The sequence below is a fragment of the Rossellomorea vietnamensis genome, assembly GCF_025398035.1.
GTDB classification, from domain to species: Bacteria; Bacillota; Bacilli; order Bacillales; family Bacillaceae_B; genus Rossellomorea; species Rossellomorea vietnamensis_B.
In genome coordinates, this window is the sequence record NZ_CP104558.1 from 761,715 (window position 1) to 783,362 (window position 21,648).

At 41.1% G+C, this 21,648-nt stretch carries 22 protein-coding genes and 1 tRNA gene; 3 read left to right on the top strand and 20 right to left on the bottom strand.

The window, feature by feature from the left end; genetic code table 11:
• Positions 1-6 precede the first annotated feature (6 nt).
• The 15 genes from N5C46_RS04050 to N5C46_RS04120 all read right to left on the bottom strand — a co-directional run bounded on the left by N5C46_RS04050 (position 7) and on the right by N5C46_RS04120 (position 16,188).
• Positions 7-663 (bottom strand): HAD family hydrolase, encoded by a 657-nt coding sequence (locus tag N5C46_RS04050; RefSeq protein ID WP_261751039.1) that lies wholly within the window; start codon positions 661-663, stop codon positions 7-9.
• Positions 664-873: 210 nt separating this feature from the next.
• On the bottom strand, positions 874-1,053 hold the full coding sequence (locus N5C46_RS04055; protein ID WP_034759848.1) for a hypothetical protein: 180 nt from the start codon (positions 1,051-1,053) through the stop codon (positions 874-876).
• 114 nt (positions 1,054-1,167) lie between these two features.
• Positions 1,168-2,379: a cardiolipin synthase gene (gene cls / locus N5C46_RS04060; RefSeq protein WP_261751040.1), complete on the bottom strand. Its 1,212-nt coding sequence runs from the start codon at positions 2,377-2,379 to the stop codon at positions 1,168-1,170.
• Positions 2,380-2,509: 130 nt separating this feature from the next.
• Complete coding sequence (locus N5C46_RS04065) at positions 2,510-3,061, bottom strand: VanZ family protein (protein ID WP_261751041.1); 552 nt, start codon at positions 3,059-3,061, stop codon at positions 2,510-2,512.
• A 94-nt stretch (positions 3,062-3,155) separates the two neighbouring features.
• Positions 3,156-5,051, bottom strand: a complete 1,896-nt coding sequence (gene selB / locus N5C46_RS04070) for a selenocysteine-specific translation elongation factor (RefSeq protein ID WP_261751042.1) — start codon at positions 5,049-5,051, stop codon at positions 3,156-3,158.
• 203 nt (positions 5,052-5,254) lie between these two features.
• A complete protein-coding gene (locus tag N5C46_RS04075) occupies positions 5,255-5,791 on the bottom strand; it encodes a GNAT family N-acetyltransferase (RefSeq protein ID WP_420720437.1) in 537 nt (178 codons plus the stop codon).
• 112 nt (positions 5,792-5,903) lie between these two features.
• Positions 5,904-6,500, bottom strand: coding sequence for an SCO family protein (locus tag N5C46_RS04080; protein WP_261751044.1), 597 nt, complete (start codon positions 6,498-6,500; stop codon positions 5,904-5,906).
• Between the two features lie 162 nt (positions 6,501-6,662).
• The gene (locus N5C46_RS04085; RefSeq protein ID WP_098440646.1) at positions 6,663-6,959 is read right to left on the bottom strand and encodes a hypothetical protein; all 297 of its coding nucleotides are present in this window, start codon (positions 6,957-6,959) and stop codon (positions 6,663-6,665) included.
• Positions 6,960-7,062: 103 nt separating this feature from the next.
• Complete coding sequence (locus N5C46_RS04090) at positions 7,063-8,223, bottom strand: Ger(x)C family spore germination protein (RefSeq protein WP_261751045.1); 1,161 nt, start codon at positions 8,221-8,223, stop codon at positions 7,063-7,065.
• Complete coding sequence (locus tag N5C46_RS04095) at positions 8,204-9,682, bottom strand: spore germination protein (RefSeq protein ID WP_261751046.1); 1,479 nt, start codon at positions 9,680-9,682, stop codon at positions 8,204-8,206. The genes N5C46_RS04090 and N5C46_RS04095 overlap by 20 nt, the downstream gene beginning before the upstream one ends.
• 55 nt (positions 9,683-9,737) lie before the next feature.
• Positions 9,738-10,817 carry a spore germination protein gene (locus N5C46_RS04100; protein WP_261751047.1) on the bottom strand — a complete coding sequence of 360 codons (1,080 nt, stop codon included), beginning with the start codon at positions 10,815-10,817 and terminating at the stop codon, positions 9,738-9,740.
• 142 nt (positions 10,818-10,959) lie between these two features.
• Complete coding sequence (locus N5C46_RS04105) at positions 10,960-14,094, bottom strand: AAA family ATPase (RefSeq protein WP_261751048.1); 3,135 nt, start codon at positions 14,092-14,094, stop codon at positions 10,960-10,962.
• Positions 14,091-15,236 (bottom strand): exonuclease SbcCD subunit D, encoded by a 1,146-nt coding sequence (locus N5C46_RS04110; RefSeq protein WP_261751049.1) that lies wholly within the window; start codon positions 15,234-15,236, stop codon positions 14,091-14,093. Before N5C46_RS04110 ends, N5C46_RS04105 begins: the two co-directional genes overlap by 4 nt.
• A 153-nt stretch (positions 15,237-15,389) precedes the next feature.
• On the bottom strand, positions 15,390-15,527 hold the full coding sequence (locus tag N5C46_RS04115; protein WP_034759872.1) for a YvrJ family protein: 138 nt from the start codon (positions 15,525-15,527) through the stop codon (positions 15,390-15,392).
• 136 nt (positions 15,528-15,663) lie between these two features.
• The gene (locus N5C46_RS04120; RefSeq protein WP_261751050.1) at positions 15,664-16,188 is read right to left on the bottom strand and encodes a hypothetical protein; all 525 of its coding nucleotides are present in this window, start codon (positions 16,186-16,188) and stop codon (positions 15,664-15,666) included.
• A 295-nt stretch (positions 16,189-16,483) separates the two neighbouring features.
• Between N5C46_RS04120 and N5C46_RS04125 the strand changes: the two genes are divergently transcribed.
• A tRNA-Sec gene (locus tag N5C46_RS04125) sits at positions 16,484-16,579 on the top strand.
• Between the two features lie 65 nt (positions 16,580-16,644).
• Here the strand turns inward: N5C46_RS04125 and N5C46_RS04130 are convergent.
• Positions 16,645-17,967 (bottom strand): ATP-binding protein, encoded by a 1,323-nt coding sequence (locus tag N5C46_RS04130; protein WP_224520169.1) that lies wholly within the window; start codon positions 17,965-17,967, stop codon positions 16,645-16,647.
• A gap of 197 nt (positions 17,968-18,164) precedes the next feature.
• Between N5C46_RS04130 and N5C46_RS04135 the strand changes: the two genes are divergently transcribed.
• Positions 18,165-18,590, top strand: coding sequence for a DUF2621 domain-containing protein (locus tag N5C46_RS04135; RefSeq protein ID WP_261751051.1), 426 nt, complete (start codon positions 18,165-18,167; stop codon positions 18,588-18,590).
• Between the two features lie 150 nt (positions 18,591-18,740).
• Here N5C46_RS04135 and N5C46_RS04140 read toward each other — a convergent pair whose 3' ends face one another.
• The 4 genes from N5C46_RS04140 to N5C46_RS04155 form a co-directional block, all read right to left on the bottom strand.
• Positions 18,741-19,220 carry a site-2 protease family protein gene (locus N5C46_RS04140; protein ID WP_034759883.1) on the bottom strand — a complete coding sequence of 160 codons (480 nt, stop codon included), beginning with the start codon at positions 19,218-19,220 and terminating at the stop codon, positions 18,741-18,743.
• Positions 19,221-19,383: 163 nt separating this feature from the next.
• On the bottom strand, positions 19,384-19,863 hold the full coding sequence (locus N5C46_RS04145) for a CcdC family protein (protein WP_034759886.1): 480 nt from the start codon (positions 19,861-19,863) through the stop codon (positions 19,384-19,386).
• A 120-nt stretch (positions 19,864-19,983) separates the two neighbouring features.
• Positions 19,984-20,343, bottom strand: coding sequence for a response regulator (locus tag N5C46_RS04150; RefSeq protein WP_272501224.1), 360 nt, complete (start codon positions 20,341-20,343; stop codon positions 19,984-19,986).
• 126 nt (positions 20,344-20,469) lie between these two features.
• Positions 20,470-21,177 carry a cytochrome c biogenesis CcdA family protein gene (locus N5C46_RS04155; RefSeq protein WP_261751052.1) on the bottom strand — a complete coding sequence of 236 codons (708 nt, stop codon included), beginning with the start codon at positions 21,175-21,177 and terminating at the stop codon, positions 20,470-20,472.
• A 265-nt stretch (positions 21,178-21,442) separates the two neighbouring features.
• Here N5C46_RS04155 and N5C46_RS04160 point away from each other — a divergent pair, with 265 nt between their 5' ends.
• Positions 21,443-21,622 carry an aspartyl-phosphate phosphatase Spo0E family protein gene (locus N5C46_RS04160; RefSeq protein WP_061811297.1) on the top strand — a complete coding sequence of 60 codons (180 nt, stop codon included), beginning with the start codon at positions 21,443-21,445 and terminating at the stop codon, positions 21,620-21,622.
• Positions 21,623-21,648: the final 26 nt, after the last annotated feature.

Genomic DNA, 21,648 nt, shown 5'->3' on the forward strand with positions numbered 1-21,648 from the left:
CTTATTTCATTTCACCTTCTCTAAATATTCTCTGATTTCAATCAATTCACCGACCACGATGTCTGCTTCATGTAACTCATTTTCCTGAGAAAAATCAAAAGCACATCCGATGGAGAGGAACTCATTCGCCTCGGCTCCTTTAAAGTCAGATCGTCTGTCTCCGATCACAATTCCGTGACTGAGATTGTGATCCACCTTCACTTTCCGAATGAGTTCACCCTTATCCTCAGAGTCAATATCCTCAATACTATAGCAGGATAAGATCCATCGATCCAACCCGTAATATTCCACGATTGCCTCCAGATAACGTGGATAGCCGTTACTTGCCACAAAAATCGGAAATCCCCTTTCGGACAAATAGGCTAAGAGGTCCTCTGTATGGGGATAGAGGGCGCCCATTCCATCCAATATGTTTTGAATCAATTTATCCTGAAATACTTCATTTACTCTTTCATGTGTCTGCAAGGGATGCAGGGGCAATAGGGTCCTCCACACATCAGAAAGGGGGACACCCATTATTTCTCTATATTTTTCGAGAGGTGTATCCCCCTCCCACATTTCTTCATCTCTAAGTAATTGGAATGTATCATGAAGTGAAGCCTCAAGAATGCGGTCTGTTTGAAATAATGTACCATCCATATCAAAAATCATTGCTGCTTTCATCTGTATTCTCCTTTATTGCCATACGCACAGTCAGTATCCATGATGATTCGATCTTTCCACGAGCACTAAGCTATATCTAATCATATCAAATTTCCGCCCACTGTGAGGCAAACAATCTATAAGTAGGTTGGTCCAGCATCCTCAGACATAAAAAAAAGACACGTGAGACCTTCCTCTTGTGTCTTTTGCTTTTTCAGTATTCTCCGTTTTCTAAGAAGCGTTCGGAAGGTAAAGAAGGACCGCCAACATCATGCCGATCACAGAGAAGATGACAATTGTGACTGCTATCGACTTGTGATACTTTGAAACATGTTTCTTCTTTGACACATTAAAAAACGTAAATGCCATTAACGAAAGAACAAACAAAGCTATAAACAAGAGCTCGCTCATGGACAATCCCTTTCTTTATTAAGGTGTTTATATCTAAACTATATGAGAACACTTTACCATATTTTCTTATTCAACAAAAATTTTTACCTCGGTACATCATGAATCCAGATTGAACTAGAAGTAATAATAAAGCCAGGGGGGTGTCTTTTGTAAGGCTTTTTCCCAGGAGGGCAGCTCATCGAAAGCTTCCATGGTCAGCTTTTCACTATCCTTCATATCATTTTCAATTAGGGATTCCAAATGTTTCGCCACTTTTTCGTCCCGAATGATGCAGTTGCTCTCATCATTTAAGTAAAAGCTGCGCGGATCCCAATTGGCTGTCCCTACATCGGCCCATGCATGATCTACAACCATCACCTTACCGTGAAAAAACCCCTTCTGATACAGATATAATTTCACTCCTTCTTCTAAAAGGCTCTTTTCTATTCTGTAACTAACGGGTTTGGTGAACCAGGCATCCGTATTATCCGGTACAAGGATATTCACCTCGACCCCTCTCTTCACTGCATCTTTCAATGCGGTGATAAGCTTACTGTTGGGGATAAAATATGGCGTTGTGATGGTCACACTCGTTTCTGCTTCATTTATCCAGTCAATGGTTCTTTCAATAAGAGGATCTCCAGTAGAAAAAATGAAATGAACAGTGCCTTCAGAGCTTGCTGACGTGTATGGTCGAGGAGCACTCTTTATACTCTCGCCACCGTCCTCTGTCCAATCTTTTTTGAACTGCTTATATACTTCTTTCCCCGCATCGCCGGCCAACCGAATATGGTAGTCCCTCCAGTAGCCAAGCTTTGGATCTTTTCCGAGATATTCATCCCCCATGTTGAATCCTCCAATATAGGCAATGCTTTCATCAATGGAAATAAGCCTGCGATGGTTCCGATGGTGAAGGGAATAGAAAATATTCTTAAATTTAATGGGTCTGCTTTTCGTAACCTTTACTCCGGCCTTTTCCAGCCTCTTGATGGACTTTTTCTGAATATCTGACCCAAGAAAGTCAACAGATAGACGGACATCCACACCCGTTTGAGCTTTTTTCGTCAATACATCAAAAAACTCTTGAGAGACTTCGTCATCCCGAATGATAAAGAAGTGGATCCAAACATATTGTTCAGCGGACTCAATATCCTTAAAAAGGTTTTGATAAAAGCTTTTTCCTGTATTATAAACGTCAATTGAAGCATTACTTGAAAGGGTTTCTGTCATCGGGTGGGTTCTCGTATAGTTTTTCACACCTTGTTTTACATCCCATTGCATGATAAGAATCAATACCACGGATATCGCAGTCACGGCCATCATGGCTATTATTATTTTCTTCAACACGAGAATCCCCCCTTTCATGGTATTGATAGCTTTTGTTTATAGGGAAGGACTATACATCCGTGGTCAAAGTTTATCGATGAACAGGCTAAATGAGAAGCAATAAAAGAGCGTCAACATAACGTCGACGCTCTTACTTGATTTTCTTATTGATTTTCAACAATGTATAGATATAGCGGGCGATGACGAACAGAATGCCGCCTATAAATGATCCCATTGTGTTCATCATCCAATCATCAATATCCGTTGCTCTTCCTAAATGCAAGTAGTATTGAGCCAACTCAATTCCAAATGAAAAGATCCCCCCAAGGAAAGTGACCATCAATATTAATTGTTTGGATTGTCTCATCCACCAGGCAAGAAAAAAGGTGAAGGGAATAAACAATATAATATTGGCAAGGAGATTACGGATTGGTACATCCAAATGATTACGGTACAACAGATTCAACTTTAAATTGGAGAAAGGATCGAAATTCACTGATCCCTCTGAAACGTTTTCCAATGGAGTCAAGGTGATCAGACAGATGCCACCGATTGAAATACATGTAAATAATACAGGGAGTAAGTTCAGCCAGCTGCCCTTACCCCTTCTTTTCTTCCAAAAGGAGATCGCAAAGATAAGGGTAACCGTCACAAAGATCATTATCGGAAGCACCCAGCCAAATGCGCTCCATAACTCTTTCATAATTTCCTATCCTACTTTCTACTATGCCACAGAATGATCAGCAGCAATTTGTACTTTAGTTATGTTGATCAACCAGAATATACTTCCTTCCCACTTATTCTTTATCCTTATCATTATAGCCCATCCATTTTCGTTTCCCTTCTATGCGAAGCGTCACCCCTTCTTTATCAAGCTTTTCCAGGAAAGGAATCATATATTTTCTGGATAAGCCGAGTATTTCTTTCGCTTCCCCTACTTGAAATGCTTCATCTGTATGCTTCCTCAAGCGAATGGTTGCATCGTTAAACACCCCAGATGAATAAGCTTTCTTATCGTCCAGGGGTATTATTTTCTTTTCCTGTACGAAGAATCGATTGAAGTCCGATTGCCACTTCTCCGGTATCCCTACCCTCTCAAAATACTCTTCCATGTCTTTTACCTGTGTGCCGTCCCTTTCCAGTAAATCGAGAAGCTGATTGCATCGCTTCTCCCAAGCTGGTGGCAGACGGGGTGTGAAACCAACCAAACGAACAAGACCTTTTCCCTCGACCAAATTCCCGTCCTCCAACACATAATCTGCCAGACTTTCAGGATATTCACTCAAGCGTTGCTTTAATTCTGCACGATTCACTCCCCTCAATAAGGGAAATTTCTCATGAAACGTCAATAGGAAATATTTAATCGCATTCCGGCATTCTTTAACGATTTTACAATGGGTTATGGTTGAATCAGAAAGTTGAATCCATTCCTGTTCCTTAAGTAACTCAGCCATACATTCTTCTGAAAGGGATCCTTCCTTTTTCAACGTTTCCCTATCAAGGGATTTATATCGATCAAGTACTCTTAGTGCCCTTTCACCCGGGGTTCCTTCAATCAGGGATTTAAGGTAGCCAATCGTTTCTTCTCCAAACCGGTAATTGCCTCCGTTCGGCTGTATGATCCACCCTCCACCGATGGTTTCAACCGGTGAGGGCCTCCTGATAATAAAACGGTCTCCACGTTTAACCATGATGGATTCATCAAGGCGTATCTGGCATAGAATCGTGTCGGTGTCTATACCTACTTCCACTTTATTTCGATCAAAGAACACAAGCTTCCCGAAGACCTCAGACGTTCCTGTATGGATCATGACCCGCATTCTCTGCTTGATTTCATAACGGACAGTATGTAGTACTTGAATGCAAACGTCAATAGTGTTTGCCGTAAAAAGGTGAGGGGAAGAGACAAGTACATTTCCCCGTTTAAGGGATTTATGGTCCACACCGGGAAGGTTGACAGCAGCCCGTTGACCGGCGTATCCCATTTCTGCCTTACGGTGGTGAACCTGAATTTGTTTCGCTTTTGTATGTATCCCCAGTGGGAGAATGGTCAGATCCTGACCCGTCTCCAGACTTCCTTCATAAATCGTTCCTCTCACCACCGTTCCCTGCCCCTTTACAGTAAAGACCTGATCAACAGGCAATCGAAAATCCCCTGCGGTATTCCTTGAAGGCAGACCTTTCAAGGAGGAAATGATGGTTTCTTTAAGGGCCGTCACTCCTTCGCCTGTCAATCCGTCGGCCGATAGTATGGGAGAGCCTTCAAATTCGGTTCCCTTCAATTCTTCGCTGACTTCTTCCCGGGCGATCTCTCTCAAATCTTCTTCGACTTTAGAAATTTTTGTCAAGACGACAATGCATTGACTTATTCCAAGTAGGGACAGAATATCTAGATGCTCTTTCGTTTGCGGCATCACTCCTTCATCAGCTGCAACTGCGAGTACAACAAGATCGATTCCCGCTACACCTGCAATCATTTGACGGATGAAGCGTTCGTGACCCGGCACATCCACTACAGAAATCTCAATCGTATCATCCTCATACAAAGGAGCGAATCCAGGTTCAATTGAGATACTCCGCTCCTTTTCCTCTTTAAGCCGATCGGTGTCAACCGAAGTCAGTGCCTTTGTGAGAGTGGTTTTTCCATGATCGATATGTCCGGCCATTCCAATCGTGTAATGGTCCTTTCTCATCCTCTCCCCACTTTCTATCATTTCTTCTTGAATCTGAATACCAGTACCCCTGCCATGATAGCAAAACAAACGGCAAACAGAACTCCCTTCCATACTTCCCCGTCTGAAAAGGATTTCACTACCCATATAAAAATGAATAATGTGATCAGTATATCAATTATCAGCATTCCCTTAGAATTTCGAATTTGCACTCACCTGCTGTTCTATAATTTAGCTGTAGATTCCTTAACATTATCATATTCCCTCTTAACAGCACCACCCGGACGAAATCTCGCCATGCAATATTCCCCCGCAAATCGGCCATTCTGGACAATGGAGGCATGTTTGAACCCCTCATCTTCAAATCCCAATCTCTCATATAAAGCTTTCGCTTTGGTATTAACGTCTATGACTGTCAGCTCAATACGCTCGATCATCAACCAATTATCCGCCAAATCGATGGCATTCTGAATGAGGCTGGTTCCGATTCCCCTCCCATGATATTGCTCATCAATAAATACGAATAAACTTCCCGTGTGGGAACGTCTGCCGAGGCCTTGGCTTAATCCGCAGAGCCCCACTACCATCCCATCCACTTCTGCTATAAAATCATGCTGGTTGGTTGAAGGGTTCTTCAATCTCGATTCAAACTTCTCGACCCTCAAACTCGGTAACGCGATGATATTGGGTAGAACCGTCTTTTGGCGCATGATTTCTACTATTCTTTCAGCATCTTTCACTTCGATCGGACGAATTTTCATCATGTCAACTCCCATTCCTTTTCATCATTATAATCGTTAGCATCCTAATATTGGAATGAAAAATCGCAAAAAAAAAAGAGAATCACGCATCCTGTGATTCTCTTAGTATGATTTATTCAGATCCTTCTTTAATTAATGTTTCCATATCCTGAACGATTTCATCATACGGAACATCGCTGTTGCCACTGTATGTTTTAACGACAGTCCCTTTCTGGTTCACCAGATAGAAGCTGGTCCCATGAATCATCTGATCGGAATTAGGATCGTCCGCTACGATTGAACGGAAGGAGTGTTCCGCAAGGTCCTTCACTTCATCGAATTCATAACCGGTCAAAAGCTCCCATTTACTTGTGTCTGCTTCGAAATTTGATATGTACTCTTTTAATGCGTCTGGTGTATCTGTTTCCGGATCCACACTGAAGGAAACGATTTTATAATCTTTTACCCCTTCTTCTTTTAACTTCTTTTGCAGCTTTGTCAAGTTGAAGGTCATTGGCGGGCAAACTGTTTCGCAACTGGTAAAGATGAAGTCGGCTATCCAGACCTGTCCCTTTAAATCTTTTAAGCTGACTTGTTTATTGTTCTGATTCGTATAGGAAAATTCTTCCACTTCATAATCCGTTTCTGCTTGAAAGTCACTGTTGCTGCAACCTGCAAGGAGTACCCCGATGATGGTCATCACCACAATGAATGTTTTGGTTTTTGACATCTTTATCTCCTCCGACTTTATCTGTCTCTCCCATTCTATGTTAGTAAAAAGAGGATAAAAAAACAATTCCTGATGATAAGATTCATTGTCTATTTTGTGAAACCTCTGTTCCTGAGCTTATTATATGAATGATGTACAACTGAATTCCGATCTCTATAGCATTTATTCTTCCCGCTCCTTCATCTTCTTCTTTGAAAAGAGATAATGCAGGGTGAACCCATGAACGACCATAATCGTTAGGAATGCAAGGAAATAATAGAATACACCCATCACCCCGTCTGAAATGTCCTCTGTGATAAGCCACCATACAGATGCAAAGATAAGAAAAACAAATTGAAGGGCGACTCCTTCTAAAAATGGTTTCTTATAAGAATTGAAATCCAATAATCTCTTCCAGCTCCAACCGATCGCAATGACAGCAGATACTACTAATAACATGATATAAATACTTATTTGCACAGTGATTGTTCCTCCATTCCCTAAGACCTACCTTCATGTTATGCAATTCAATTGGAAAAAGAAAGAGAAAAAGGAAATTCATGTGGTGATTTCCTTCTCTTTATTATCTCGTTTCTTTTATATATCGGTAGGCATTGAAATGTTTGATCTCAACTTTCACATTTACTTTTTTTAGTGAATTGTCTGATAGGTAAAATCTGTCACCATCATTTTCCAAATCATTGAACTTTTCAGGATGGGAACGATACCACCGTTCACCCACATCGAATAGATCCATCTTCTTCTCGAAACCAAGTTGATAAGTCTTCGTAATCTTTTCTTCTAACGATTTTTGAAGATTAGCCTGTAAATCTTTGAGAGGCATATCATTTATCTTTTCTAACAATTCAGCTTCCACGCTTACTTCCAACGAAAATTTCGGGAAATTCGCATGATCTTCATGATATTTCACTTTCGGTTCATCTGCTGTTAATTTAAATGTCGACAGGACCTCACCCTCTTCATATAAGGCATAATCGAGTGAATTTTTCTTATTCTGAAGCCAGTCCACAGTCATGGATTCACTCGCCGAAATTTCCCCTTTGAATGTTTCATCTTGAAAGACGCTATATCCATCTAAATAGAGAGAAGCTACTTCCTCATCTGCATGCCATGATTGACGGTCGATTGCTATATTTGGAATCAGCGCAGTACCCATCGGTTCATAATATTCCCTTAAGAAGTGCATCAAGCTCGTTGAATCGATGTCATTTTCGATTCCCTCTGATTTTTCTTCGGTCAGGAGAACCGTGTATACAGGCGGGTAATCAAATAATCCCTTCGCACTAAAAATATCTTCAATATTCGTATCTGTTACAAACAGTTCGAGGCTGGGCCGCAGGGAACGGTTTCTGCCAACGTCCTCTAATACTTCTTTGAATTTATACTTCAATAGATTCTTGGACAAGACAAGCGTTTTGGTGTGTCCAAAAAATAATGGCGGTCTCGATACTTTATATAAGTTACTGACTGCTATGTTCAAGGTTTTCCCTTTGGCAGAGCCTACAAAGGTCGGGATCGGATCAGTTGATCTGCTTCCCTCCTGCTTCGCGACATTTGCAAAATTCAATCCCTGGATGTATGCAGTATATTCATCTTTTATTTCATCATAATCCAAACCAATTGCGACAATATAGGTTAAGTCCTGGATGTTTTTTGATCCAGTACAACCCGATAAAGCAAGCATCAAAAGAATGATCATGAATTTAGTTATCTTGTTGTTCATTTGGATGATTACCTTTCCTCGTTTGGTCTACGGGATTAGTGGAAGACGTTCGCTGCTTATAGAACTGGATTGGCATCCTTAGAAAGGATCGTATGGCTTCGTTCCATCCAATAGGAGCAACCGTCCCTAAATAAGGTGCACCGAAAGATGAGAGGGTGGATAAATAAAGGACCGTCAGGATGAAGATCATGACAACACCAAACAAGCCAAAGAACGTACTTACCAGTAATACAAGGAACCTGAGTACCGTCGTCCCATATTTCAAGGATTGATTGACGAGGGTGAAGGAAGATATATATGTAATGGCACCAATGACCAGCATGGTTGGTGATGTCATGCCTGCCCTGATAGCCGCATCCCCTACAATCAACCCTCCCAATACCGACACGGTTTGTCCGATTGCCCTCGGAAGACGTACACCCGCTTCATTGAAGAACTCGAATAAAAACAGGACAATGAACATTTCCACCGGTGCTGACAGAGGCAGTCCGAAACGAGACATGGAGATGGTTGCCACAAGCAGATAAGGGATTTGTTCAATGTTATAGGCAGAGAAAGCCACCCAAATCCCAGGTAAGAATGCAGAAATTAATATTCCCACCATCCTTATGACTCTTTCAAGGGACACGTACACATAATTGATGCTTGAGTCTTCCGGAGACTTAATTTGCATCAATAAATTGACCGGAGCCAAAGAAATAGTCGGAAAACCATCGACAATCAGTGCAAACCTTCCCTGATTTAACGAGTCGACGATGAAATCCGGTCTTCCTGTGTAGTCGAAACTTGTAAATATTGAATAAGGATTATCATCAATAAGTGATTCAAGATGCTGATTCCCCGTCAATACGTCGATGTCTATCTTATCAAGCCTTGTGTATAATTCATTCAGCACACTCTTATCGATAACATCATCCAGATACAAAATCGCTACTTCAGTATGTGACCTTGTTCCAATCTTATATTTTTCTACACATAGGGAGGGGGTGAACAATCTCCTTCTGATTAAAGAAATATTCGTATTCAAATCTTCCACGAATCCGTCTTTAGGTCCCCGGATCGAAGTTTCCAAAGATGATTCTTCCGGTAATCTTTTCGGTAAATTTCCTGCGTGGATGGAAATAACCCTTTCTTCAACAAAGAGAAGGACAAACCCTGAAAATAGAGCGGAAGACCATTCTTCAATCGAGCCCTGTGTGATTTCATCTGTCTGAAACAAACTCTTGATTTTTTCAACGAAGGTTACATGGGAGGTTTCTTTAACCTTTGGAAAAATATATTGATCTAAATAATGCCGATCCACGAGACTATCAAAATAAACGATGGTCGTTTCCGTCCCATTAAAGAAATGGGCCTTGATCAATAAATCCTGACTATGTGAGAATAATTCCCTCAATTCTGCCAGGGTTGCTCCTTTGGATTCCTTACTTGTTGTCTTTTCTTTAGGGGCTTTCTTCATTGAAAACATCCTTTACTTAACTCACTCTGTTTTTATTCTTGGTGGATCCATCCATTTATTTTACCAATCGTAAAATGATGGCTGAAACAATGATTTGTACCATGAAGAGGATGACCGTCAATGGAAAAAATAGATGAAACAAAAACATATAAAAATCATATGTATCAAGCCTGAACAGTGCCAGTCCGAAAAAGACGATAAAGATCGGTATCAATACCTTTAAAGAGATCCGATGTTGATTCTTCTTTTTCATAAGGAGTGCACCTAAAAGGAACATAAACAGACTGATTCTGATCAATGCCCCACTCAACCACTGATAGAGGGCAAAGAAATCCAGGTGGGTGATGAATTCCCCTATGGAAAGAATCCTCCATTGCTCATACGCAGGGTATCTCAAGTTCGCTGATTCTACTGGCCCGAATTCCATAATGGATGCTGTAAGGGGACCGAACATCAGGCCCATAAAGATCAAGCCAATAACGATTAAATGATGCAACTTTATTTTCCCTTCACTATATGGTTGTATTAAGACGATCAAATATAGCTCGAGCAGCCCGCTCAATACATAGATCATTCCTTTTATGATCGGCTCATATCCATTGCTCATAATTGGAAACAATAAGCTTGGATCCTTTAAATTCGTATTGGTAATCGCTATGAAAAACCCGAAGATCATAACAAGGGGTAACAGTATCCCACTGGCGATCGCCATGTGTTTAATCCCGGCCCATGTAATCAGGAAGCAAATGATAAAAATACCTCCCCAGACAATGAAAGAAGGCACATCCGCCAGAAAATAAGCACTTAGCCATAGTATTAAATCAACAAAGGTTATGTATGCACTTGAAAGTAAAAATAAGCCGATCGGTAGAGAAAACAATAAGACGGCCCATCTCGGCCATTTCTGTTGAAGCAAGTGAAAGAAGCCTTCCTTAGGGGAGTGCTTGATGATGTAAAAGATCAGAAATGTCATGAGGATGAGTATGGGATAGGCAGCAAGGATACTGATCCACCCATCCCGTCCGGCCGCCTGAAAGATACTCGGGATCAACATGACATGATTTAGTAAGCCTGTTGAGAGGATCAACAGCAATAGTAACTGTCTCGGGATTAAGATTTTACGAATACTTTTCATTTGAACTCTCCACTTGATTAGTCGTTATCCTCTATTTATGTCCCAGTCAACGTGTTTAAAAACATCGAAGAGGGACAGGCTACTCTAATTTCATATAAAAAAGGTCAAGGATGATGATCCTTGACCTTTTTCTTGGGCGGTCCTACGCTAAAAACCGGAATTCCGTCCGGCTTCCATTCTGTGAGGAAATGACTTCCAGGCGTGCATCAATTCTCTCTTTCAGCTCTGGAACATGCGATATTAATCCTACTAATCGCCCGCTGCTTTGAATATCCATTAATGCTTCGATTGCCTGATCAAGTGATTCCGGATCGAGTGTCCCGAACCCTTCATCGATGAACATCGTTTCCAGTGAAACTCCCCCTGCATATTGCTGAACCACATCAGCAAGTCCGAGTGCTAAAGCCAGGGAGGCCTTGAAGCTTTCCCCTCCTGATAAGGTTTTGACATGTCGCTCCTGCCCTGTATATTGGTCAAAGACCAGAAGTTCCAAACCGCTCTGAACATTCCCCTTGCTTCGGTCCGTTTTCCGGATCAACTGATATCGGCCTGAAGTCATCTTGATTAATCTCTCATTCGCTACTCCAAGGATGTCTTCAAGGAATGATGCCAGAACATACCTTTCAAATGTGATCCGGTTGGCATTCTGACCCCTGGCAACTTCAGCTAAATGTCCGACCGTTTGATATCTTGATTCTAAATCCCTGATTCCTTCATTTATGGCTGTCACCCTGGTGAGGATGAGCTCATTTTCCTTTCTGTTTGTCATGACCCTGTTCAAATGACTATTTACCTCTTTCAATTCATCTGTAACCTTGATGATGTCTTCTTCGATCCTTTGAAGGTCAGGCCGCTGTTTATCCTTTAAGATTCCTTCAATATCGGATAGACGGTCAGTGACTGAGCGAAGCTCCTCCCCGTACTTCTTCACTTTTTCCTGAAGAGCCGTGACTTCCGCTTCTGACTTTTTCGCTTCCAGAAAGGCTTTATAGTGGGAGAAGCCCTGTTCTGTGAGTAGCTTAAGGAATGCATCTCGTTCGGCTTTCATCTCCATATTCACATTCTCTATGTGGATCTCTTTATCTCTGACTTGAGAATCCTTTACACTATTTTGGTTCAACAGCTCATAGTACTGTTTCTGAGAATGTTCAAAGGATGTCTTTAATTCTTTCAATCTTTGTTTCTCTTTTTCTAACACTTGTTCAAATTGAGCTTTTGTCCTGAGATCGAGGGGGATGGATTCCTTCACCTTTTCCAGGGTCGTATTTTTGGTGTGAAAGAGCGTATTGAGTTCTTGAAGCATGTCTTGATTCTTCTCTCTTGCCCCTTCAAGTTCTTCAAGTTTCTCTCTGCCCTTTCTAATCTCTTCTGCCATGACTTTTACTTTTTCCACTTCTTTTTTCTTCGAAGCGATGTCCGTCTTCAATGATTCGATTTCTGTCATCAGCAGGGAACGGGTCTCCCCGATTTCAAACTGATTAAAGTCACGTTTCTTTTCACATATTTTCTTGTTGATATTTTCGACCTGCTCTTGAATGCCTTGGATTTTCGTTTCCTCCTGGGCAATGGCGAGGCTTAATTTTTTCTCTTCCGTTTCCAATTCCTGCAGCTTCCCTTTGGCCTCCTTAAGATCTTCCCCGGATGGAATAGAATCTGCCTCTACAGCAGGATTTGGATGATGTTCCGAACCGCAGACCGGGCAGGGAGCATCATCTGCCAATCCTTTCGCGAGCAATGCCGCCTGAGCAGAATTCCACTTCCCCTCCAAAAATGTCAGGGTTTCAGACGCATCCTGAAGACGATCCTCAAGTTGACTATATCGGGTCTTTAATTGATCACGCTCCGTTTTGACACGCTGAAGATTTTGTTCCAATTGATTCATGTCATTTATCTGTTCCAGCAGGGAAAGTTTCTCTTGTACGTTTTTTTCAAGTTGAAAAACATTTTCCTGACCACTTTCTCCTTCTTTGACACGTATTTCCCGTTCCTTTATACCCTTTTGTAAAAATGAAATCTGCTCGTTTTGTTTGGTTACAATACCCTGCTGTTTTTCGTATCTTTCTTTCAAGTCACCCGTTTCGTTCATTAACGTATCCAACGAGTCTATATCTTTTTCCATATTTTCAAGTTGTGTCACTCTTTTTGAAGCTTGCTCCCTGAGAGGTTCATTTTTTGTTTCTTCTTCAAAAATCTTTGTGGCTGTCAGTAGCTTTTCTGTGATTGTTTGTTTCTCTTCGGATAGTGTGGCTAATTGACTCTTCAGTTCATTGAGATTCCGATTAAGTTTGTGGCAATATTCATCTTGTTGAACCAAATGGGAAGCTCTCCTGGCCAATACAATCTCGTGATCGATCGATTCAATTTCAGGCTTCAATGCTAGAAGGGATTTTTTCTGATTCTTAAGTTTTTCCTGAAGATTGTATTGATCAACCAGACTTTTAGCCTCTGCGAGATCCTTCTGATACGCATCCCTTTTCACCTGAACGTTCTCATATTGTTGTCTGAGCTTCTTCTCCTTCTTTTCCATTCCTTCAATATGAGGGGCTAGAAGGTGCAGAATGCGATGATCATTTAACGGATTTTCCAATAAAAGAGATTGAAGTTCTTCATTTTCTTCAAAATGGATTCTTACTAATTCCCTTGTTCGTTCTTCTATGGAAGATTCAACAGACCTTTTCAATCCGTCAGCCTCGGATTTCAATTTTTCCTGGATCGTCTTGTATAGCTCCGTATGAAAGAGGCGTTGCAATATGAGTTCTTTATCTTTACTATCCGATGTAAGGAGTTTCCGAAACTCCCCCTGTGGGATCATAAGAATCTGTCTGAATTGATTGGCATCGAGTTGGATCAATTCTTTGATCTTCTCATCCACCTCTCTCACGTTTGCCGCAAGAAGCTGTTCTTTCCCGTCTTCATCGTATACATATAATTCAGACCGGGCATTGATGGTAGTATAGCCCTCCCCCCTTGCTTTCTTTTTTTCCTGCTGGGGTGAACGCCAAATGCGATACGTTCTACCGCGTAAACTGAATAGAAGATCTACTTCTGTACTATCATCATGATTGGCAAATTGGCTTCTTAATTCTGTCGGATTGCGGTCTTCCCCGCTGGCTTTTCCATAGATCGCGTAGGAAATCCCATCGAAAATCGTTGTCTTACCAGCCCCTGTTTTACCGGAAATCACGAACATGGTGCGGTTATCCAGCTCCCGGAAGTCGATGGTTTCTCTACCGGCATACGGTCCAAACGCCTGCATCACTAGTTTAAGTGGTTTCATGCATGATCAACCTCCCTTCTGGCGATATCAATCACATTCCGTACCACATTTTCCTTTTCACCGTTGAATTCACCTGTGGTCATGTCCTTGTAAAATTCTTTAAATAAGTCCAGTTCGGACCGTTTTTTATCCTCTAAAATTTGGAACGAGTTCTTCTTTTTAGCATCGGTCAAATCCCTTTTTCGCTCAAGATGAAGCACGTTTGGGTAGACTTGTCTCAGTTGATTGATGGGATCGATTAATGTCCCTTCATCATGAAGGGTAATCTTTAGATAGTCATTCACCTTCTGAGACTGATAGAAAGCGGGATCGAGTAACTCTTCCATATGCCCATGCAGTTCCCTCATATCCTGTTTAGGCTGTAACACCTTTTCCCGGCATTCAAAGGTCCCATCTTCCCCCATTTCTACAATAGTGACAGATTTCCTCTGAGCAGCTTCTGAAAAAGAGTATTTCAACAGTGAACCTGAATACCTGATGCTTTTATGCCTAATCGCGTCTGGACTATGAAGGTGACCCAGGGCGGTGTAATGGAATGGTTTGAATACGTCTGCCCCCACACAACCCGACCCCCCGACTGAAAGAGTCCGCTCAGAATCCGTCGTTTTTCCTCCCAGTACAAATGCATGTCCGACAAAAACATGTGGTTCATCCGGGTTCATGTGCTCTTCGATTCTATTGACGATGGCTTCCATTGCTGCATGATGACTATTGATCGAGTCATCATCAAGGACTTGTCTGACGGTACCAGGCTCAGCGTATGGAACGCAGTGAAAGTTCACCCCTTTTATATGGATGGGTGTGAAATCAGCCGAGATCTTCCCCTTTAAATAAAATTGACTATGCTTGTACCATGAAGACCCAAATGACAGCCTCTCTGCACTATCATGGTTGCCTGAAACAGCTACAATCGGTGTGTCGAGCTCCACATTTATCCGGAATAATACTTCATCTAATAGCTCCACTGCTTCTGTAGGCGGCACAGATCGATCATAGAGATCGCCTGCGATGACGACTGCATCGGGCTCTTCCTCTTTCACAAGTTCTATGAATTCCTCCAATATGTATCGTTGTTCTTCTGTCATATATATGCCATGCACCAATTTACCCAGGTGCCAATCAGCGGTATGAATGAATTTCACTACTATTTTCTCCTCTCCGGACATGCTGGTTTCTATCTGAATTATATCAAACTCACAGGGTCACAGTGTAAGGAAAACATGGAAAGTGGCGCGTAGCTATCCTTTTCACAATCTTCATAAAAAATAGGACCACCAGTAGCGGTCCCATTCCCATTATTCTTTGAGTTGCCGAGGTAGCGTTTGAATTGAAGTGATGACAGCATCAAGCTTTGTCTCGATTCGATAAAGAAGATACATCGTGACCACAATCGGAAACCCTACTTCAGACACAAAGGAAATAATCGACTCCATTCTCTCCCTCCTCTCTTCCTCTATATAGGAAGTCGGAGAGAAAAGGGGTACCTATACAGAAAAAAGCGCATCCTGGACAAATCGGATTCGCTTTTCACAACAATAGATGGTCGCAATAGACCTATATACTTAAGTATTAACCGTTTAAATCACTGATCAGGCTTGAACTTACCAGGCCAGCTTCATCTAACACTTTTTTGATTTGGTTTTCTGCTTCGTTCAATTTTTCATCTGCTGCAGTGAAATCTGCTTCGCCATCTTTAGCCAGTTCATCAGCTTTCATATTATATGATTCTGCCAGTGTGGATTGGAAAGATTCAACTGCATCCTTTTGGTCTCCAAGACCATCGGGGATCTCCATTCCTTCTACTGCTTCTGCAGATGCTTTCGCTGATGCTTGAGCAGATTCTTTCAATGCTGCCAGTTCGTCCCCGGCTGGAGGCTCTTCACCTGCCATCGCTTCTTCATAACCATTTAAATCAATATCAACCCCGTTAACGGTCGTTGTTAAATTCAAGTAATAATCCATTAATTCCCCAGCGGTATCCGTGTTTTCTTCAGCCTTTGATGCCTCATCCTTCTTCTCCTTATCTGAACCGGAATCAGAACATCCTGCAAGTGCCAATGATAAACCAAGACCTAATACCCATACTTTTTTCATGTTTGTTTCCCCTCTCTGTCTATATCTATAAGTTCAAGTACAATAAGCAATTCCAACAGGAAACGCTTACTTCGTCTATAATAAGCCGGCAAAAAGTATCTTATCACGGAGATAAACCAATGGTAAAGAAATATTTGCAGATTTCTCCAAAGTTTAAATCTTGTAAATATTTCAAATAAACAGCATTCATCCGGTTCCAAGACTCTTCCTTTACTAGGTCATTAGTACGAATGCATTTTTCAAACATTTGAACAAGTTTAGTTCCCGTGGTATAACTTATATATACTTACTTTACGGGGCTGATTGTTGAGCTGGTGCTTGCCCAAGTCTTCAAAACTTTCGGGAGGCGCGTGCCGTCTCCGCTGGGTTCGATTCCCAGGCAGTCCCGCCATTTAGAAGAATACATCCGTAAACATATAAAAGAACCCTTACGTTAGCCATAAGGGTTCTTTTTCTCTATCTCTGGAGCACTTCCCGTTTCTTCCTCTCGGACGACTGAACGCCGTCAAACATAATATGAAATGTTGTGCCCTCTCCCTGTTCACTTTGCACCCGGATATCCGCACCATGGTCGCGAAGGATCCGAAGGCATATCGTAAGGCCGAGACCTGTTCCTTTTGTTTTTGTTGTGAAGAATGGCTCTCCCAGTTTATCAAGGGTTTCCTTCTTCATCCCTACCCCCTCATCCTTAAACATCAATTGCACCTTATTATGGGAATTGAAATCTGCATGAATGGTGATTGTCCCTCCATGAGGCATCGCTTCTATCGCATTTTTTATTAAGTTAATAAAAACCTGCTTTAATTGATTTTCATCGCCGCGGATATACAGCTCTCTCTCATGAAACTCCGTTTGGATTTCGATATTATATAAGATGGCATTCGTATTCAGTAATTTCGAGACATGATCCAGTGTTTCGATGATATTAATTCGTTTATACGTAACGGATTGCGGTTTAGCAAGGATCAACAACTCGCTCAGTACAAGTTCGATCCGCTTGATTTCAGAAAAGACAATCCCTAAGTATTCCTTCGTTTTCTCATCGGCTTCATCTCTTAAAAGTTGTAGAAATCCATTGATTGAAGTCAAAGGGTTGCGGACTTCATGAGCAATCCCTGCTGCTAATTGACCGGCAACAGAAAGTTTTTGAGATTCAATAGCCAGGGTTTCATTCATTTCCATCAATTCTTCCTCGTTATGTACTCTTTCGGTAATGTCTGAAATGGTCCCCACTGTACCCAGCAGCTCACCATTCCCATTATAGTTCAGCTTAATATTGACCTCTCCCCAACGAAACTGCCCGTCCCTTTTTTGATAGGGGATGTCCATCCTGGTTTTCTCCCTATGTAAACCGATGCTTTGCCTTACCAATCGGAGGATTTCATGACGTTCATGGAGGGAAATGAAATGGAGGGCATTCTTATGCAGACTTTCTTTGACCGTATATCCCGTAAATTCTTCCCAGGATTGATTGAGGAATTGAAATTCTCCCTTGGCATTTGTGTGAAACACCACTTCATCAATACTTTGAAGGACGTGCTGCATTTCTTCATTCAGCAGCTTCACCCTTTCTTCACTCGTTCTGAGGGCTGCCAACGTCGTATGGCTGATATCATAACTTTTCCCCATATAATAGCTGATAAAAAGGATCAGTATAGTAAACACCATATCCACCTTTAAATCCACCGGATAATGTAGAACAAAGTAATATATGAAATCCCACGTTATGATTAATAATAGTCCAGTAAGTAACGATACGATCCTGCCGGTATACTTCATCCTACTAGCCTCCTATTTGCACAAGCTTAAAAAACAATCGAAATAGAAAGAATTTTCACGATATTTGTTATTTATTAGTATATCATTTCTAATTAAGAACAGTATAGAGTTCTTTATAAAATCTGTGATATTCTTGTCACACACTGAGTCCTTGTCTATAATTGAATAGGATATGCTTTTAAACTGAGGTGAAAAACATGCTAGAAGGTTGGTTCTTATATTTCATCCTTTTTTGGGTCGTTTTTTTAGTGGCTTCGTTTGCGATCGGTGGATTCTTTATGTTCCGGAAATTCTTAAAGAGATTCCCTAAGGAAGATGGCAAATCTGACTTGGACTGGGAAGAACATTATGTGAAGGAAACCATCCATTTATGGGGTGAAGATGAAAAGAAAATGCTGAATGAGCTGGTTACTCCGGTTCCGGAATTATTCAGGGACGTGGCAAAACAGAAAATCGCCGGAAAGATCGGTGAATTGGCTTTAAAAGAAAGAGCTGCAGCCATAACGAAAGAATTAGTCATCAGAGGATATATTTTGGCGACTCCAAAGCGAGATCATAAATTTTTGAGAAAAAAACTTGATGAAATGCAGATAGAAGTGACACCCTATGAGCATTTATTCTAATAAAACAGGCAGGGAATAAAATGGGATCGATACTTGTCATTCCAATTGTATTATATGTAATCTTTATTGTTGGGGCTGCTATTTTGTATGTGAAATGGAAGAATGCAAAAAAAGGTAAACGTTAAACGTTTACCTTTTTTATATGGTCACTTAATCAATGGGATCCTCTGCTTTGCCAAAGCGAATGACGTCTAGAATCGCTTGGCCATCACTCGGTTTTCCGTCCCCGTTCCTGTAAGGAAACAATGAGAAAAAGATAAAGTACACCGAAAAATACACAAATTGATAGAAAAAGATGTGAACAGGTATCACACCTTCATAAATCAAATAGTTAATGAATAGTATCGCCACCAGGTTGAACAAGCTTCCCGATAAATAGATCAGGACATGCACCCATACCTTGTTGTACTTCAACTCCCGGTATTGACACCACCCCTCCATAAAGTACATTCTCTTCACTTCTAAAGGGCCAATATTTATCAGGTGTTTACCGGTTCCGATGGCAAACTTGATCTTCGCACCAAATATTCGTGCAATCAAGATATGACCCAATTCGTGTACAATGGTGACAAGTGGCAATGTCAGAAAGAAGGCCAGGAAAAAAGTCCAAATATCTGCTAATGTAAACAATCGTAATCCCACCAATATCATTTATTATTCCTTCATCTTCTCCCTCTTTGCCCTAAAAGATCTATTCTTATTCAATTTCGTCTGCATTGTCACAAAACCGTCACCTTCCCGTAAAATACACAAATTAAAAAAGCAGGGCGTCTCCCTGCTTTTTAGCGGTGTTTTAAATTGAATTCGTAGTTAAGTCCTGATTTTCCTGATGCAGCTTTCTATATTGAAAATACATGGTTATCCTCCATGGAACGATCATGCCAAAAGCAAGGATCCAGAACATCCCGCTCAGTTCTCCGTAATCAATTGAAGTACTAAGGATCGACTTTGCTACAATTCGAATTAACAGAAGACCGATCAAAATGAAGGCAAACGCTTTGGAACGCTTTAAATAAATATCATTTTCACGGATTTCAAACTTGGATGTCTTGATTAACAGCAGTGAGAATACCATTCCGACAGTAATCGCCTCTAAAAACTCACTCACATTGACCCGAAAGACAGGAAATAAGAACATCAAGGCACCCGTACTCATAAAGAGAGGGGGTAAAATAATCTTCTTACCGCTTACCGGCCTTTTCTGAGCCTTCATCCTGATAAATATCACCATAAATCCCATGCAAATCGCTACAATGGATGAAGCAATCATCATAAAGCATCATCATCCTTTTATAATCTACTTTCATACCTTCCCTTATTATAGCCCAAATGCAGGAAAAACGAAAACAGAAAAAAGAGAGAATGAATGGAAGATTCATTCTCTCTCGGTTTATCACCCTAACACTCTTTTGATGGCTTCGTCTACACGTACCTCGTCAAAGGGCTTAACTATGAAGTCCTTCGCCCCTGCTTCAATTGCTTCCACTACCACCTTTTGTTGTCCCATCGCCGAACACATAATGATCTTGGCTTGAGGGAATTCGGTAAGGATCTTCTTAACCGCCTCAATTCCATTCATGTCCGGCATGGTGATATCCATCGTTACCAGGTCAGGGTGAAGCTCACGATACTTCTCCACGGCAATCACGCCATTCTCAGCTTCTCCCACGACCTCATGCCCGCTGGATGAAAGCATGTTTCCAAGGGTCAATCTCATAAATTTCGCATCATCCACTACAAGTATCGTCGCCACAGATGTTTCCTCCTCGTACACACTATCGATGTCTATTGAGTCTTTTTACCTAATTCATCCAATTAAACTATACCATAAAACGTAATGTTTATTCAATTTTTTCTGTTAATTATTACCTTATATCTATTAAAATCCCTGAAAGCCTCCGAATACCGTCGTAAAGTAAGCAAGGATGACGGTCATCCAGTCAAAGAACAGCATGATCCCTACAGCAATCATGACGTATCCCCCTACTTTTACAATCCTTCCACTGTTCTTTCTGATCCACCGCATCCTCCCTATGAAGAATGAAAGAATGAAGAAAGGAATGGCAAAGCCTAATACGTATGCTGTCATGTACATCACACCTGACCCGGGATTTGTTGCGGCGAGTGCAAGCACTGACGCAAGGATCGGACCAGTACAGGGTGTCCATCCTGCGGCAAATGCCATTCCGATCAAGATGGAACCGATAAAGCCCGCGGGCCTGTTCTTGAATTCAAATCTGCGATCCTTCATCAAGGATTCCGGGGTGAACACCCCAATGACGACCAAGCCAAATATGACGATGAAAATAGCCCCTAGCTGTCGAATAAGATCTTTATAATTTAAAAAGAAGTTTCCAATTAAGGAAGCCCCAAAACCGATCGCGATAAAGATGGCTGAGAAACCAACTAAGAAAAATAATGTATGGAGTAAACTTCTCCTCTGCAACATGGCATTATCGGTTTTCAATTCATTGACACTCATGCCGGTTATGTATGAAAGAAAGGCGGGATACAAAGGTAAGCAGCACGGGGAAATGAAGCTTAGGAATCCTGCACCGAATGCTAAAAAAATATTAATATCAGACATTTCCACATCTCCTAAAATTCAGTATATATGTCTATTCTATCAAACAATGCGCCAAACTATGAGGGATGTTTATGTGAAAGATTTGTGACCATCTTATTACAATCACCTTTTACTCTTTCATTTGTATTAAAGTCTCTTTTCTTTTTTTAAATCCGTTAATTTTACTTTGAAAAAATGGTCTATTTTCGTTATACTAATAAAAAGTTACAGTTATTACTAGTTTTGTATTCCACTTGTCAGGACATACAAAAGAAAGGAAACAGCCGTGTCTAAAAAAGAGCTTCTAGAACGAATTGAAAAAAAGCGTGCTCAATTAATTGATATTGTTGCTGAAAATGGACTGACGTCACCTCAAGCTATTCAATTTAGTCAGGAACTTGATCGTCTGTTAAATAGCTACAACTCTCAATACATAAAAAAATGCTACACACCCCAAATGAGCTGAACTAAACCTTTCATTCAAATAAATGA